This is a genomic window from Streptomyces sp. NBC_01707, from assembly GCF_041438805.1.
Classification (GTDB): domain Bacteria; phylum Actinomycetota; class Actinomycetes; order Streptomycetales; family Streptomycetaceae; genus Streptomyces.
Map to the genome: position 1 here is coordinate 6,607,302 of NZ_CP109190.1, position 15,590 is coordinate 6,622,891.

The following is a 15,590-nucleotide window of genomic DNA, read 5'->3' on the forward strand; positions in this document are numbered from 1 at the left end:
GAAGCCCCGCAGACATGGGGCGGCGGGAGCCACACCGTTACTGAACAAACCGGTTTCAGTGCACGACTGTGACGGCCCTAAACTGTCCCCCGTGACCGAGAACACTCAGCAGACGCCAGCCAGCAACCCCGAACTGCCGACCCAGTACGCACCGGCCGAGGTAGAGGGGAAGCTGTATGAGCGCTGGGTAGAACGTGGTTACTTCGAGGCCGACGCGACGAGCGACAAGCCTCCGTTCACCGTGGTCATCCCGCCGCCGAACGTCACGGGCAGCCTTCACCTGGGCCACGCCTTCGAGCACACGCTGATCGACGCCCTCACCCGCCGCAAGCGGATGCAGGGATTCGAGACGCTGTGGCAGCCCGGCATGGACCACGCCGGTATCGCCACGCAGAACGTCGTCGAGCGTGAACTCGCCAAGGAGGGCAAGTCCCGCCACGACCTGGGGCGCGAGGCCTTCATCGACCGCGTCTGGCAGTGGAAGGGCGAGTCCGGCGGACAGATCTCCGGGCAGATGAAGCGCCTGGGTGACGGTGTCGCCTGGTCGCGTGAGCGCTTCACCATGGACGAGGGCCTGTCCCAGGCCGTCCAGACCATCTTCAAGAAGCTCTACGACGACGAGCTGATCTACCGGGCCGAGCGCATCATCAACTGGTGTCCGCGCTGTCTCACGGCCATCTCGGACATCGAGGTCGAGTACCAGGACGACGACGGCGAGCTCGTCTCCATCCGGTACGGCGAGGGCGAGGACTCCATCGTCGTCGCGACGACCCGTGCCGAGACGATGCTGGGCGACACGGCCGTCGCCGTCCATCCGGAGGACGACCGCTACAAGCACCTGGTCGGCAAGGAGATCGAGCTGCCGCTCACCGGCCGCCGCATCCCGGTCGTCGCCGACGAGCACGTCGACCCCGAGTTCGGCACGGGCGCCGTCAAGGTCACGCCCGCGCACGACCCGAACGACTTCGAGATCGGCCAGCGGCACGGTCTGCCGAGCCTCGCCGTCATGGACGAGCACGCGATCATCACGGCACACGGTCCCTTCCAGGGACTGGACCGGCTGGAGGCGCGCAGCGCCATCGTCGGCGCTCTGCGCGCCGAGGGCCGGATCGTCGCCGAGAAGCGGCCGTACGTCCACTCCGTCGGCCACTGCTCGCGCTGCAAGACGACGATCGAGCCTCGGCTGTCCATGCAGTGGTGGGTCAAGGTCGGCCCGCTGGCCAAGGCGGCCGGCGACGCGGTCCGCGACGGCCGGGTCAAGATCCACCCGCAGGAGATGGAGAAGCGGTACTTCGACTGGGTCGACAACCTCCACGACTGGTGCATCTCGCGTCAGCTGTGGTGGGGTCACCGCATCCCCGTCTGGTACGGCCCGGACGGGGAGATCGTCTGCGTCGGCCCCGACGAGCAGCCGCCGAGCGGCGAGGGCTGGACGCAGGAGACCGATGTCCTCGACACCTGGTTCTCCTCCGGTCTGTGGCCGTTCTCGACGCTCGGCTGGCCGGAGCAGACCGAGAGCCTGGCGAAGTTCTACCCGAACTCCGTCCTGGTCACCGGCTACGACATCCTCTTCTTCTGGGTCGCCCGGATGATGATGTTCGGCCTGTACGCGATGGACGGCACCCCGCCTTTCCACACCATCGCTCTGCACGGCATGGTCCGCGACCAGTTCGGCAAGAAGATGTCCAAGTCCTTCGGCAACGCGGTCAACCCGCTGGACTGGATGGACAAGTACGGCTCCGACGCGCTGCGTTTCACGCTGGCACGCGGCGCCAACCCCGGTGTCGACGTCCCGATCGGCGAGGACTGGGTCCAGGGTTCGCGTAACTTCGCCAACAAGATCTGGAACGCCACCCGCTTCGCGCTGATGAACGGTGCCACGATCGAGGGCGAGCTGCCCGACCCGTCGCAGATGTCCGCGACGGACCGCTGGATCCTGTCGAAGCTCAACAAGACAGTCGCCGAAGTCGACGCGTTCTACGACGATTTCCAGTTCTCCAAGCTCAGCGAGGCGCTCTTCCACTTCGCGTGGGACGAGGTGTTCGACTGGTACGTCGAGCTGTCGAAGACCACGTTCTTCGCCGGCGGCGAGCAGGCCAAGGTCTCCGGCCGGGTCCTCGGTGAGGTCCTCGACGTGATGCTGCGGCTCCTGCACCCGGTCGTCCCGTTCGTCACCGAGACGCTCTGGACCTCCCTGACCGGCCGTGAGTCCGTCGTCATCGCCGACTGGCCGAAGGACTCCGGCTTCCGCGACGAGGCCGCCGAACAGGAGATCGAGCTCGTTCAGCAGGTCGTCACCGAGGTCCGCCGGTTCCGCTCCGACCAGGGCCTGCAGCCCGGCCAGAAGGTCCCGGCCGAGTTCACCCTGACCGGCACGGCGCTGGCCCCGCACGAGGCGGCCATCCGCCAGCTGCTGCGCCTGCAGCCCGCCGGGGACGGCTTCCACGCCACCGCGTCGCTGCCGGTCGCGGGGGCCACCGTCGCACTCGACCTGTCCGGCACCATCGACGTGGAGGCCGAGCGCAAGCGACTGACGAAGGACCTGGGCGCCGCCGAGAAGGAGAAGGCCCAGGCCAACGCCAAGCTCGGCAACGAGGCGTTCCTGGCCAAGGCCCCGGACAACGTGGTCGACAAGATCCGTACCCGGCTCACCAAGGCCGACGCGGACATCGCGCGGATCACCGCTCAGCTGGCGAACCTGCCGCAGAGCTGATGACCTGAGTGCGAAGCCCCCGTGCCCCTGACCGACCAGGGGCACGGGGGCTTCGCCGTACGGGCGCCCATTCGTGCCCATTGCCCGGGCGCTGCGCCGGATGTCCGTCCCGGTCCGTAGACTGGGCCCCGTGAGTGAGCCCCGCCCTTCCGACCGGCACGACGCGTCCGAGTCCGACGACACCTTCGCGGAGATCGTCGACGAAGCGACCCAACGCGACCCCGACCTGGCGGTGATCGAGGCCGGCAGCCGCACCCTGCGCACCGCCTCGGGACCGGTCCCGGGCGACGAGGTCCCCGCCCGCCCCGCCGACCCGGAGGTGGACAAGGCGCTGCGCGCGGTGGAGCAGGAGCTCGCCGGCCGCTGGGGCGAGACCAAACTCGAACCCTCGGTGGCGCGCATCGCCGCACTGATGGACGTGCTCGGCGAGCCGCAGCACGCGTACCCCTCGATCCACATCACCGGCACCAACGGCAAGACGAGTACGGCCCGCATGATCGAGGCGCTGCTCGGCGCCTTCGACCTGCGCACCGGCCGTTACACCTCGCCGCACGTCCAGTCGATCACCGAGCGGATCAGCCTGGACGGCTCGCCGATGGACCCCGAGCGGTTCATCGAGACCTACCAGGACATCAAGCCGTACGTCGAGATGGTCGACGCCCAGCAGCCGTACCGGCTCTCCTTCTTCGAGGTGCTGACCGGCATGGCGTACGCGGCCTTCGCCGACGCGCCGGTCGACGTCGCGGTCGTCGAGGTCGGCATGGGCGGCAGCTGGGACGCGACGAACGTGATCGACGCCTCGGTCGCCGTCGTCACCCCCATCTCGCTCGACCACACCGACCGGCTCGGCACCACGCACGCCGAGATCGCCGGTGAGAAGGCCGGTGTCATCAAGCAGGACGCCACGGTCATCCTGGCGCAGCAGCCGGTCGACGCCGCTCAGGTGATGCTCAAGAAGGCCGTGGAGGTCGACGCCACGGTCGCCCGCGAGGGCATGGAGTTCGGCATCGTCTCCCGCGAGATCGCGGTCGGCGGGCAGCTGCTGACCCTGCGTGGCCTCGGTGGCGAGTACGAGGAGATCTTCCTCCCGCTGTACGGCGCCCACCAGGCGCACAACGCGGCGGTGGCGCTCTCCGCGGTCGAGGCGTTCTTCGGTATCGGTGCCGAGCAGCCCGGCTCGCTCGACCACGACACGATCCGCCGGGCCTTCGCCTCGGTGCGCTCGCCCGGCCGCCTCGAAGTCGTACGGAGCAGTCCGACGGTCGTCCTGGACGCCGCGCACAACCCGGCGGGTGCCCGCGCCACCGCCGACGGGCTGTCCGAGGCCTTCGGCTTCTCCCGGCTGATCGGTGTGGTCGGAGCCAGCGACGACAAGGACGTCCGGGGGCTCCTCGAAGCCTTCGAGCCGATCTTCGCCGAGGTCGTCATCACACAGAACTCAACCGCCCGCGCGATGAACGCCGACGCACTGGCCGCCATCGCGGTCGAGGTCTTCGGCGGCGACCGGGTCCAGGTCGAACCGCGCCTCGACGACGCGCTGGAGGCGGCGATCACCCTCGCCGAGGAGGAGAACGAGTACGCGGGCGCCGGCGTCCTCGTCACCGGTTCCGTGATCACGGTCGGCGAGGCCCGGCTGCTTCTGGGAAGGCACTGACCCTGTGCGTACGCTCTGTGCATCGACGCTGATCGGTGAATTCTTCGTGATCGGCTTCGCCGGACTCGTCGCCATGAAGTCCGAAGACCTGTCGAACGCGACCGTCTGGACGGTCTGCGGCATCGGCATGCTGCTGTCCGTGCTGCTCTGTGGCGTGATCACTCGTCCCGGCGGGGTGCAGCTCGGCTGGGCGCTGCAGATCGCGCTGGTCGCCGGCGGGTTCTTCATCCCGATGATGTACATCCTCGGCCTGCTCTTCGGCGCACTGTGGTGGGCCTCGGTGCACTACGGGCGGAAGATCGACGAGGCCAAGGCCCGCTGGGCGGCGCAGGAAGCGACCAGCTGAGGCTGTCCCGCAATCCCCGGTGGATCGGCGCGCGGCGTCGGATGCGGTGCATCGCAAGGCGGAGGGGCGTCCGCATACTGGATGTATCCGGGTGTTCCGGCCACCCGGCGAGGTGCCGTGGCTGTCGGCGCGCGCCCGCCGGGGGTGACGGACGGTGCCCAGGTCCCCGCGGCCGGCTGAAGCCGGTCACGGCGGGCAAACCCGGCCGTCGGCCCGTCCGGGTATCCCTGTAATCTCGCCTCACCGCACCCGCATGCCTTCAAGGAGCCGCACATGACTCAGCGCACCCTCGTCCTTCTCAAGCCCGACGCCGTCCGGCGTGGGCTGATCGGCGAGATCGTCGGCCGGATCGAGCGCAAGGCCGGCTGGCAGGTCACCGCGCTGGAGCTGCGCACGCTGGACCGTGCGACCCTGGAGCAGCACTACGCGGAGCACGTCGGTCGCCCGTTCTACGAGCCGCTCGTCGAGTTCATGCAGTCCGGCCCGGTCGTCGTCCTGGTCGCCGAGGGCGAGCGGGTCATCGAGGGCGTCCGCGCCCTGGCCGGCCCGACCGACCCGATCTCCGCCGCGCCCGGATCGATCCGTGGCGACTTCGGGACCATCACCCGTGAGAACCTCATCCACGCCTCGGACTCCGAGGAGTCCGCAGAGCGAGAACTGAAGCTGTTCTTTCCGGGACTTTCCTGACCTCGGATCAGCCGAACAGCGCTGATGACCTGGGGCGACCGAAGTAATTCGGTCGCCCTTCGGCATATGACCGCCGATCGGGGGAACGCATCCCTCCGACGTAGCGTCACCATGAGTGGAACGGCCACCCGTTCCGCCCACACTGGCGAAGGCCCCTCGCGCGGTGTCCGTGCATACGGCACTACGATGGAATCTTCCACGCCCGCAGCGCTCACTTCGCCTACCAAAAACAAGCCATCATCGCTTTCTTGGGAAGGCCCGACGCATCCTCATGGGGAACAAGGGGAACTCAATGTCGTTCATCGGCCGTGACATGGCTATCGACCTCGGGACTGCCAACACGCTGGTGTACGTCAGGGGGCGCGGCATCGTTCTGAACGAGCCGTCCGTCGTGGCCATCAACACCAACACCGGCGGCATCCTGGCAGTCGGTTCCGAGGCCAAGAAGATGATCGGGCGTACGCCGGGCAACATCGTTGCCGTGCGCCCCCTGAAGGACGGCGTGATCGCCGACTTCGAGATCACGGAGCGGATGCTCCGCTACTTCATCCTGAAGATCCACAAGCGCCGCTACCTGGCCCGACCGCGGGTCGTCGTCTGCGTGCCCTCCGGCATCACCGGGGTCGAGCGACGCGCCGTCATCGAGGCGTCGACGCAGGCCGGCGCGCGCCAGGTGCACATCATCGAGGAGCCGATGGCCGCGGCCATCGGCTCGGGCCTCCCGGTCCACGAGGCGACCGGCAACATGGTCGTCGACATCGGTGGCGGCACCACCGAGGTCGCGGTCATCTCGCTCGGCGGAATCGTCACTGCCCAGTCGATCCGGGTCGCCGGCGACGAGTTGGACAACGCGATCATCCAGCACATCAAGAAGGAGTACTCGCTCCTCCTCGGTGAGCGGACCGCCGAGCAGATCAAGATCACCATCGGCTCGGCGTACGAGATCGACAAGGACGAGCACACCGAGATCCGCGGTCGCGACCTGGTCTCCGGACTGCCCAAGACCGTGGTCATCTCCGCAGCCGAGGTCCGCAAGGCCATCGAGGAGCCGGTCAACGCGATCGTCGACGCCGTGAAGACGACGCTCGACAAGTGCCCGCCGGAGCTGTCCGGTGACGTCATGGACCGCGGCATCGTCCTCACCGGCGGCGGTGCGCTGCTGCGCGGACTGGACGAGCGGCTGCGCCGCGAGACCGGCATGCCGATCCATATCGCCGAGGACCCGCTGGACTCGGTGGCGCTCGGATCCGGCAAGTGTGTCGAGGAGTTCGAGGCGCTCCAGCAGGTGCTGGACGCCCAGCCCCGCAGGTGACACCGGGTCGACAACACAGCGGTCCGCCGTACGGGCGCTGCCGCCCGTACGGCGGATCGTTGATATACAGGCACGAACATTCCGACGAGGAAGGCACGGCCGCCGCACGTGAGGGACACACGAGAGAGCCGGCTGCTCCTGGTGCTGCTGATCGCCATCGCATTCGCACTGATTACGGTGGACATCCGCGGCGGCGAGGAGTCGCCGGTGGACGGCGCCCGGCAGGGCGCCGCAACGGCCTTCGGGCCGGTTGAGAAAGGCGTCGCGGCAGCCGTCGATCCGGTGGGCAACGCCATAGGGGCGATCCGTGCATCCGGTGCACGACACGACCGGATCGCCGTCCTGGAACAGCAGAACGCCGCGCTGAAGGCGAAGCTCGGCAGCGACGACCGCAACCGCAACCGGGTCCGCGAACTCGACAAGCTGCTGAAGAAGTCGTCCGCCGGGCAGTACGGCATCAAGGCGGCCGAGGTCATCGCCATAGGAGCGGCCCAGGGCTTCTCCTGGACCGTCACCATCGACGCCGGCTCCGACGACGGCATCAAGCGCGACATGACCGTCATCAACGGCGACGGGCTCGTCGGCCGGGTCACCACCGTCGGGCCGGGCACGGCGACCGTGCTCCTTGCCAACGATCCCGACTTCACCGTCGGCACCCGGATGGAGAAGACCGACGAGCTCGGCTTCGCCACCGGCCAGGGCGACCGTCCGCTGTCCGTCCAGTTCCTCAACGGCAAGGCCAAGGTGAAGAAGGGCGACCGACTGGTCACCTTCGGCTCCAGCAAGGGCAAGCCGTTCGTGCCGGGCGTCCCGGTCGGCGAGGTCGTCCGTGTCGACCCGTCAGGCGGTGACCTCACCCGTACCGTCTACGTCCGCCCGTACGCCGCCTTCAGCAAGCTCGACATCGTCGGCATCGTCGTCCAGGCACCGCGCGAGGACCCCCGCGACATGGTCCTGCCGAAGAAGGCCGAGAAGCCGAAGCCCACCCCGACGGTCACCGTCACGATCTCGCCCAACGGCGACATCGTCGACACCAACGGCAAGGTGGTCGGGAACGTCAACGGGACCCCCAGCGGGAGTCCGAGCCCCACCGGATCCACCGGCAACACGGTCAACGAGCAGAGGTAGAGCTGATCCCCATGCGCTTCAACCGGACTCTGCTCTCCACCGCCCTGGTCGTGATCGCGCTGGTCGTCCAGGTCTCGGTACTCGCCCGACTGCAGCTCCCCGGCGCCGTCCCCGACCTGCTGCTCCTCGTCGTCCTCGGTCTGGCCTTCGTGTACGGACATGTCGCGGGCGCCCTGATCGGTTTCGGCGCGGGACTCCTCGCCGACCTGGCACCGCCCGCCGACCACGCCGCCGGACGGTACGCCCTGGTCCTCTGCGTCATCGGCTACTGCGCCGGACTTGTCCGGCCGGACAACGGCCGGCTCAAGTCCGCGTTCGTCCCGATGGCCGCCGTCGTGGCCGCAGCGATCGGATCGACCCTGCTGTACGCCCTCGTCGGCGCCCTCGTCGGGGACACCGCCGCCCGTCATGTCGGCCTCGGCAGCCTGCTGTTCACCGCAGCCGTCTACGACCTGCTCCTCGCGCCGTTCACCGTTCCACTGATCATGGCGCTCGCCAGACGCACCGAGAACGACCCGCTCTCCGAGTCCTCCAGCGGCGGCGACATGGCCGCGGGCTGGCTCTCCTCCGGCACCGGACTCAGGATCGGCGGCCCACGCGGCGGAATGCGTTTGAAGGCTGCCCGCAGCCGAGCGGCACGGGCCGGACGGATCAAGGGAGTCAAGCGACTGTGAGGCCGAACCTCGCCGGGGACACCCCTCTGACCCCCGGACCGACCACTACCGGGGGCGCCCCGTGAGCAACATCCCGGAGACGGGCCGGACCCAGCGGGTCCAGATCCGGCTCATCATCATCCAGGTCCTCGTCTTCTCCCTGCTGCTGACGCTCGGCGGCCGCCTCTGGTACCTCCAGATCCGCAACGGCCAGGAGTACACCGACGAGGCGAAGAGCAACCACGTCCAGCAGGTCGTCCAGCCCGCGGTCCGCGGCTCCATCCTCGACGCGCGGGGAGTGCCCCTCGCCGACAACGAGACCCGCCTCGTCGTCTCCGCCAACCGCACCGATCTGATGAAGATGGACGACGACGGCAAGGGCGTCCTGACCCGGCTCGCCGATGTGCTCGGCATGAAGCCGAAGGACGTCTTCGACAAGATCCGGCTGTGCGACGCGAAGACGCCGCAGCCCTGCTGGAACGGTTCGCCGTACCAGCCGATCCCGGTCACCGACGAGGCCACCACCCAGCAGGCCCTGCAGATCCGCGAACGTGCCGAGGACTTCCCCGGCATCACCGCCGAACCCACGGCCGTACGCCGCTACGCCGCACCCGGCAAGGCCAACACCGCCCAGGTCCTCGGCTACCTCTCGCCCGTCACCGACGAAGAGATCACCAAGGCGAAGGACACCGACTCGCCGTACCTCCGCTCCGACCAGGTCGGCCGATCCGGCCTGGAGCGTACGTACGACAAGGAACTGCGCGGCAAGGCCGGTGTCACCCGCTACGAGGTCGACAACCTCGGCCGGGTCATCGGCCAGGCGAAGGACGACAAGGCCGAGCCCGGATCGAGCGTCGTCACCTCCATCGACGCCCGGGTCCAGGCCGTCGCGGAGTACGAGTTGAACGACGCGATGAAGGTCGCCCGCACCCAGTTCGACAAGAACACCAACGAGAACTACAAGGCGGACTCCGGCGCCGTCGTCGTCATGGAGGCCAAGACCGGCCGCGTCGTCGCGATGGCCTCCCTGCCCGACTACGACCCCAACGCCTGGGTCGGCGGCATCTCGGGCAAGGACTACGCCCGGATGACCAGCAAGAAGTCCAACTATCCGCTGCTCAACCGGGGCATCCAGGGCCAGGCCGCACCGGGCTCGATCTTCAAGGTCGTCTCGACCGCGGCCTCCATCCAGGCGGGCTACCCGTTCGACGGGCACTACCCGTGCACCAGTTCGTACACCGCCGAGGGCCACACCTACAAGAACTTCGAGTCCGAGAACTTCGGTCCCATCAGCATCGGCCGGGCTCTGGAGGTCTCCTGCGACACCGTCTTCTACGCCCTCGGCTACCAGCAGTGGCAGAAGGACGGCGGGATGAAGCCCAAGAAGAACGCCAAGGACTGGTTCTTCAAGACCGCCCACGAGTTCGGCCTCGGCAAGGAGACCGGCATCGACCTCCCCAACGAGGTCACCGGCCGTGTCCCCGACCGTCAGTGGAAGAAGGACTTCTGGAAGGCCAACAAGGACACCTGGTGCGAACAGGCCAAGCAGTGGCCCAAGAAGAAGGACTTCCACACCGTGCTCGCCCACGAGAACTGCCTCGAGGGCATGAAGCTGCACGCCTATGACTCGATCAACTACTCCATCGGCCAGGGCGACACCCTCGTCACCCCGATCCAGATGGCGACCATCTACGCCGCCATCAGCAACGGCGGCACGCTCTACGACCCGACCGTCGGCAAGGCGATCGTCAGCCCCGACGGCAAGCACGTCAGCATGATCGGGCCCAAGTCGCACGGCAAGCTGCCGGCCAGCGCCAAGACCCTGAAGGCGATGGACGGGGCACTGGCGGGCGTCGCGACCCGCGGTACCGCCGCCTGGAGGTTCGGCGGCTGGCCGCAGGACAAGATCCCGATGCACGCCAAGACGGGCACGGCCGAGGTCTACGGCAAGCAGACGACCTCGTGGTTCGCCACGTACACCAAGGACTACTCGATCGTCATGACGATCTCCCAAGGTGGTACGGGCTCCGGCGCCTCCGGGCCTGCCGTCCGCAACATCTACGACGCGATCTACGGGCTCGACGACTCCGGCAAGCAGGACCTCAAGAAGGCGCTGCTGCCACACCCGGAGAAGTCCCTGCCCAAGATCCAGCACGACGGCTCGATCGACGCCCCGACGATCAAGCCCTATGACCCGGACTCGCAGAAGGTCCCGGCGGAGCAGACACTCGCCGCGGTGCTCGGGAGGCGCGACTGATGTCCGGCTTCTCCGTCTCCCGGTACGCCCCCAAGCGCTCCGCGTGGGGTCGGCTCACCGCCCGCGACTCCGTCGTACGCAGGCTCGACTGGCCGCTCCTCGGCTCCGCCATCGCGCTCTCCCTCATCGGCTCCGCCCTGGTCTACTCCGCGACCCGCGGCCGGGACGCCCTCACCCACGGCGACCCGTACTACTTCCTGCTCCGGCACGCCCTCAACACCGGCATCGGATTCGCCCTGATGGTCGGCACGATCTGGCTCGGCCACCGCACCCTGCGCGGCGCCGTCCCGATCCTCTACGGCCTCTCGGTGCTCCTGGTCCTCGCCGTGCTCACCCCGCTCGGCGCCACCGTCAACGGTGCCCACGCCTGGATCATCATCGGCGGCGGCTTCTCCCTGCAGCCGTCCGAGTTCACCAAGATCACCATCATCCTCGTCATGGCGATGGTCCTCGCCGCCCGCGTCGACGCGGGCGACCAGGTGCACCCCGACCACCGGACCGTCGCCAAGGCGCTGGGCCTCGCGCTCCTCCCGATGGTGATCGTCATGGGAATGCCGGACCTCGGCTCCGTCATGGTCATGGCCGTCATCGTGCTCGGCGTGCTCCTCGCCTCCGGGGCGTCGAACCGCTGGATCTTCGGCCTCCTCGGCGCCGGAATCGCCGGAGCCGTCGCCGTCTGGCAGCTCGGCCTGCTCGACGACTACCAGATCGCCCGCTTCGCCGCCTTCGCCAACCCGGCACTCGACCCGGCGGGCGTCGGCTACAACACCAACCAGGCCCGCATCGCGATCGGCTCCGGCGGACTCACCGGCACCGGCCTCTTCCAGGGCACCCAGACCACCGGCCAGTTCGTCCCCGAGCAGCAGACCGACTTCGTCTTCACCGTCGCGGGCGAAGAGCTCGGATTCCTCGGCGCCGGACTGATCCTCGTCCTCCTGGGCGTCGTCCTGTGGCGCGCCTGCCGGATCGCCCGCGAGACCACCGAGCTGTACGGCACGATCGTCGCCGCCGGAATCATCGCCTGGTTCGCCTTCCAGGCGTTCGAGAACATCGGCATGACGCTCGGCATCATGCCCGTCGCCGGGCTCCCCCTGCCCTTCGTGTCGTACGGAGGGTCGTCCATGTTCGCCGTCTGGGTGGCCGTCGGACTGCTGCAGTCGATCAGGATGCAGCGGCCGATAACGGCCTGAGCAGGTGACCCGCCTGCCGGGCCCCCTGCCGGACGGCGGCAAACGCGTCTAGATTCGGTGCATGGCGGACTCGAAGCGTGAAATCGAGCGGAAGTACGAAGCCACCGTCGACACCCGGCTCCCCGAGCTCACCCGGGTGGCCGGGGTCGCGGCCGTGGACCACCGCGGCGTCATGGAACTCGACGCCGTCTACTACGACACCGAGGACCAGCGGCTCGCCGCCGACTCACTCACCCTGCGTCGCCGCACCGGCGGTGACGACGAGGGCTGGCACCTCAAATTCCCCGTCGCCTCCGGCATCCGCGACGAGATCCAGGCCCCGCTCTCCGACACCCTCCCGGGCAGCCTCGCCGCACTGCTGCGCTCCCGGGTCAGGGAGACGGAACTCGTCCCCGTCGTCCGGCTGCTCTCCTCGCGCGACGTCCACCATCTGCTCGGCCCCGACGGATCGCTCCTCGCCGAACTCAGCGTCGACGAGGTCCGGGCCGTTCGGCTGGCCGGCGGCAGCGGCACAGCGGCCTGGACCGAGATCGAGGTCGAACTCGCCGACGACGGCGACCCCGCCTTCCTCGACGCCGTCGAACACCGGCTCCGCAAGGCCGGCGTAAGGCCGTCCGCGTCGGCCTCCAAACTGGCCCGGGCCCTTGCCGAGACAGCCCCGGGAACCAACACGGCCCCGAAGAAGCAGCGCGCCGCGAAGAAGACCGCACCACGTCCCCGGACGGCGGGCGACCACGTCATGGCCTACGTACGCGACCAGATCACCGCCGTCGTCGCACTCGACCCCGCCGTACGCCGCGACCTCCCCGACTCCGTGCACCAGATGAGGGTCGCCACCCGCAGACTGCGCAGCGCCTTCAGGACGTACCGCAAGATCCTCGACCGCACCGTCACCGACCCCGTCGGCGACGAGCTGAAATGGCTGGCGGCCGAGCTCGGGATCGACCGCGACCAGGAGGTCCTCGACGAACGACTGCGCGCCGCGGTCGCCGACCTGCCCCGCACCCTGGTCCTCGGCCCCGTCCGCGGCCGGCTCCGGATCTGGTCCGTGGCCCATCGGCAGGGCTCCCGGCGCCGGACCGTCGGCGTACTCGACGGGAAGCGCTACCTGGCTCTCCTGGAAAGCCTCGACGCGCTTCGGGCCGCGCCGCCGCTGTTGCCCGCCGGCGCCGAAGCGCCCGAGGACGCACTGCCCCGGGCCGTGCTGCGGGACTACGAGCGCCTCGCCACCCGTATCGGCCACGCCCTGGAACTCCGGCCCGGCCCCGACCGCGACCTCGCCATGCACGACGCCCGCAAGGCGGCGAAACGCGCCCGGTACGCGGGGGAGGCGGCGACCGCCGCGCTGGGCCGTCCCGCCAAGAAGTTCGCCCGGCGGATGAAGGCCGTGCAGACCCTGCTCGGCGACCACCAGGACAGCGTCGTCGCCCGCGACGCCCTGCGCACACTGGCCGCCCAGGCGCACGCCGCGGGGGAGACAGCATTCACCTGGGGACTGCTGTACGGGCACGAGGAGGCGACCGCCGCCGCCCGCGAACAGGAGCTTCCCGAGGTGTGGGAGCGGGCGTCCCGGCCGAAATTGCGGGCGGCTCTGGAAGGCTGAGCGCCGGGGTACGCTGGATGGTCACCCCTGCCGGCTCTCGAAAGTTCGCGATGTCTGTCGAATCGGTCTTCCCACAGCTCGAAGCTCTGCTCCCGCATGTGCAGAAGCCCATCCAGTACGTCGGCGGTGAGCTGAACTCCACCGTCAAGCCGTGGGACGAGTGTGACGTCCGCTGGGCGCTGATGTACCCGGACGCATACGAGGTCGGACTGCCCAACCAGGGCGTCATGATCCTGTACGAGGTACTCAACGAGCGCGACGGCGTCATGGCCGAGCGCACGTACAGCGTCTGGCCGGACCTCGAAGAGCTGATGCGCGAGCACAAGGTCCCGCAGTTCACCGTGGACAGTCACCGCCCGGTGAAGGCGTTCGACGTCTTCGGGCTGAGCTTCTCCACCGAGCTCGGCTACACCAACATGCTCACCGCCCTGGACCTCGCGGGCATCCCCCTCGACGCCCGGGACCGCGGCCTCGACGACCCGATCGTCCTCGCGGGCGGCCACGCCGCCTTCAACCCCGAGCCGATCGCGGAGTTCATCGACTGCGCGGTGATCGGCGACGGCGAGCAGGCGGTCCTGGAGATCACCGAGATCATCCGTGGCTGGAAGGCCGAGGGCCGCCCCGGTGGGCGCGAGGAGGTGCTGTTCCGGCTCGCGAAGACCGGTGGCGTCTATGTACCGAGGTTCTACGACGTCGAGTACCTCCCGGACGGCCGTATCGGCCGCGTCGTGCCGAACAAGTCGGGCGTGCCGTGGCGGGTCTCCAAGCACACCGTCATGGACCTCGACGAGTGGCCTTACCCGAAGCAGCCCCTCGTCCCCCTCGCCGAGACCGTCCACGAGCGGATGTCCGTCGAGATCTTCCGCGGCTGCACCCGCGGCTGCCGTTTCTGCCAGGCCGGCATGATCACGCGCCCCGTGCGGGAGCGGAGCATCACCGGCATCGGCGACATGGTCGAGAAGGGTCTCAAGGCGACCGGCTTCGAGGAGGTCGGCCTGCTGTCCCTGTCCTCCGCGGACCACAGTGAGATCGGCGACATCGCCAAGGGCCTCGCCGACCGGTACACCGAGGACAAGATCGGCCTCTCGCTGCCCTCGACCCGCGTCGACGCGTTCAACGTCGACCTGGCCAACGAGCTGACCCGCAACGGCCGCCGTTCGGGCCTCACGTTCGCCCCCGAGGGCGGCTCCGAGCGCATGCGCAAGGTCATCAACAAGATGGTCTCGGAAGAGGACCTCATCCGGACCGTCGCCACCGCGTACGGCAACGGCTGGCGCCAGGTGAAGCTGTACTTCATGTGCGGCCTGCCCACCGAGACCGACGAGGACGTCCTCCAGATCGGCGACATGGCGGTCAACGTCATCGCCAAGGGCCGTGAGGTCTCCGGGCAGAACGACATCCGGTGCACCGTCTCCATCGGTGGCTTCGTGCCGAAGCCGCACACCCCGTTCCAGTGGGCACCGCAGCTCAGTGCCGAGGAGACCGACGCCCGCCTGGAGAAGCTGCGCGACAAGATCCGCGGCGACAAGAAGTACGGCCGCTCGATCGGCTTCCGCTACCACGACGGCAAGCCCGGCATCGTCGAGGGCCTGCTCTCGCGCGGCGACCGCCGCATCGGCTCGGTCATCCGCGCCGTCTACGAGGCCGGCGGCCGCTTCGACGGCTGGCGCGAGCACTTCTCGTACGACCGCTGGATGGCCTGCGCCGAGAAGACGCTCCCCGGGTTCGGCGTGGACGTCGACTGGTACACCACCCGTGAGCGCACGTACGAGGAGGTCCTGCCCTGGGACCACCTGGACTCCGGTCTCGACAAGGACTGGCTGTGGGAGGACTGGCAGGACTCGCTCGACGAGACCGAGGTCGAGGACTGCCGCTGGACCCCGTGCTTCGACTGTGGCGTGTGTCCGCAGATGGACACGTCCATCCAGATCGGGCCGACCGGCAAGAAGTTGCTGCCGCTGGCGGTCAAGAACGCTGCGCCTGCTCCCAGCGGGCACGCGCACTGAGGCGAGCGAGGCACTCGGTCGGGTGAGGACGAGGTGGCTGC

The 15,590-nt window shown here is 68.9% G+C and carries 11 protein-coding genes; all 11 read left to right on the top strand.

Annotation, left to right across the window (positions count from 1 at the left end; all coding sequences use genetic code 11):
• The first annotated feature begins 91 nt into the window (after positions 1 to 91).
• The 11 genes from OG963_RS29630 (at position 92) to OG963_RS29680 (ending at position 15,549) form a co-directional block, all read left to right on the top strand.
• Positions 92 to 2,713, top strand: coding sequence for a valine--tRNA ligase (locus tag OG963_RS29630; protein ID WP_093774338.1), 2,622 nt, complete (start codon positions 92 to 94; stop codon positions 2,711 to 2,713).
• Between the two features lie 130 nt (positions 2,714 to 2,843).
• Positions 2,844 to 4,367 (top strand): folylpolyglutamate synthase/dihydrofolate synthase family protein, encoded by a 1,524-nt coding sequence (locus tag OG963_RS29635; RefSeq protein WP_093774340.1) that lies wholly within the window; start codon positions 2,844 to 2,846, stop codon positions 4,365 to 4,367.
• Positions 4,368 to 4,371: 4 nt separating this feature from the next.
• Positions 4,372 to 4,713 carry a DUF4233 domain-containing protein gene (locus tag OG963_RS29640; RefSeq protein ID WP_030921254.1) on the top strand — a complete coding sequence of 114 codons (342 nt, stop codon included), beginning with the start codon at positions 4,372 to 4,374 and terminating at the stop codon, positions 4,711 to 4,713.
• A gap of 273 nt (positions 4,714 to 4,986) precedes the next feature.
• Positions 4,987 to 5,400: a nucleoside-diphosphate kinase gene (gene ndk, locus OG963_RS29645; RefSeq protein ID WP_030921251.1), complete on the top strand. Its 414-nt coding sequence runs from the start codon at positions 4,987 to 4,989 to the stop codon at positions 5,398 to 5,400.
• Between the two features lie 292 nt (positions 5,401 to 5,692).
• Positions 5,693 to 6,712, top strand: coding sequence for a rod shape-determining protein (locus tag OG963_RS29650; protein ID WP_030921249.1), 1,020 nt, complete (start codon positions 5,693 to 5,695; stop codon positions 6,710 to 6,712).
• Positions 6,713 to 6,820: 108 nt separating this feature from the next.
• Positions 6,821 to 7,840, top strand: a complete 1,020-nt coding sequence (mreC, locus tag OG963_RS29655) for a rod shape-determining protein MreC (RefSeq protein WP_093774342.1) — start codon at positions 6,821 to 6,823, stop codon at positions 7,838 to 7,840.
• An 11-nt stretch (positions 7,841 to 7,851) separates the two neighbouring features.
• A complete protein-coding gene (mreD, locus tag OG963_RS29660; RefSeq protein WP_093774344.1) occupies positions 7,852 to 8,514 on the top strand; it encodes a rod shape-determining protein MreD in 663 nt (220 codons plus the stop codon).
• Positions 8,515 to 8,575: 61 nt separating this feature from the next.
• The gene (mrdA, locus tag OG963_RS29665) at positions 8,576 to 10,750 is read left to right on the top strand and encodes a penicillin-binding protein 2 (protein WP_093774346.1); all 2,175 of its coding nucleotides are present in this window, start codon (positions 8,576 to 8,578) and stop codon (positions 10,748 to 10,750) included.
• Complete coding sequence (rodA, locus tag OG963_RS29670; RefSeq protein WP_093774348.1) at positions 10,750 to 11,940, top strand: rod shape-determining protein RodA; 1,191 nt, start codon at positions 10,750 to 10,752, stop codon at positions 11,938 to 11,940. The genes mrdA and rodA overlap by 1 nt, the downstream gene beginning before the upstream one ends.
• A gap of 61 nt (positions 11,941 to 12,001) precedes the next feature.
• A complete protein-coding gene (locus tag OG963_RS29675) occupies positions 12,002 to 13,543 on the top strand; it encodes a CYTH and CHAD domain-containing protein (protein ID WP_093774350.1) in 1,542 nt (513 codons plus the stop codon).
• A 50-nt stretch (positions 13,544 to 13,593) separates the two neighbouring features.
• A complete protein-coding gene (locus OG963_RS29680) occupies positions 13,594 to 15,549 on the top strand; it encodes a TIGR03960 family B12-binding radical SAM protein (protein WP_030921232.1) in 1,956 nt (651 codons plus the stop codon).
• Positions 15,550 to 15,590 lie beyond the last annotated feature (41 nt).

What these genes read in the sequence shown, in the direction of transcription:
- OG963_RS29675 (WP_093774350.1), top strand. Translation starts at nt 12,002, where the DNA reads ATGGCGGACTCGAAGCGTGAAATCGAGCGGAAGTACGAAGCCACCGTC.
- mreD (WP_093774344.1), top strand. Translation starts at nt 7,852, where the DNA reads ATGCGCTTCAACCGGACTCTGCTCTCCACCGCCCTGGTCGTGATCGCG.
- OG963_RS29650 (WP_030921249.1), top strand. Translation starts at nt 5,693, where the DNA reads ATGTCGTTCATCGGCCGTGACATGGCTATCGACCTCGGGACTGCCAAC.
- OG963_RS29680 (WP_030921232.1), top strand. Translation starts at nt 13,594, where the DNA reads ATGTCTGTCGAATCGGTCTTCCCACAGCTCGAAGCTCTGCTCCCGCAT.
- ndk (WP_030921251.1), top strand. Translation starts at nt 4,987, where the DNA reads ATGACTCAGCGCACCCTCGTCCTTCTCAAGCCCGACGCCGTCCGGCGT.
- rodA (WP_093774348.1), top strand. Translation starts at nt 10,750, where the DNA reads ATGTCCGGCTTCTCCGTCTCCCGGTACGCCCCCAAGCGCTCCGCGTGG.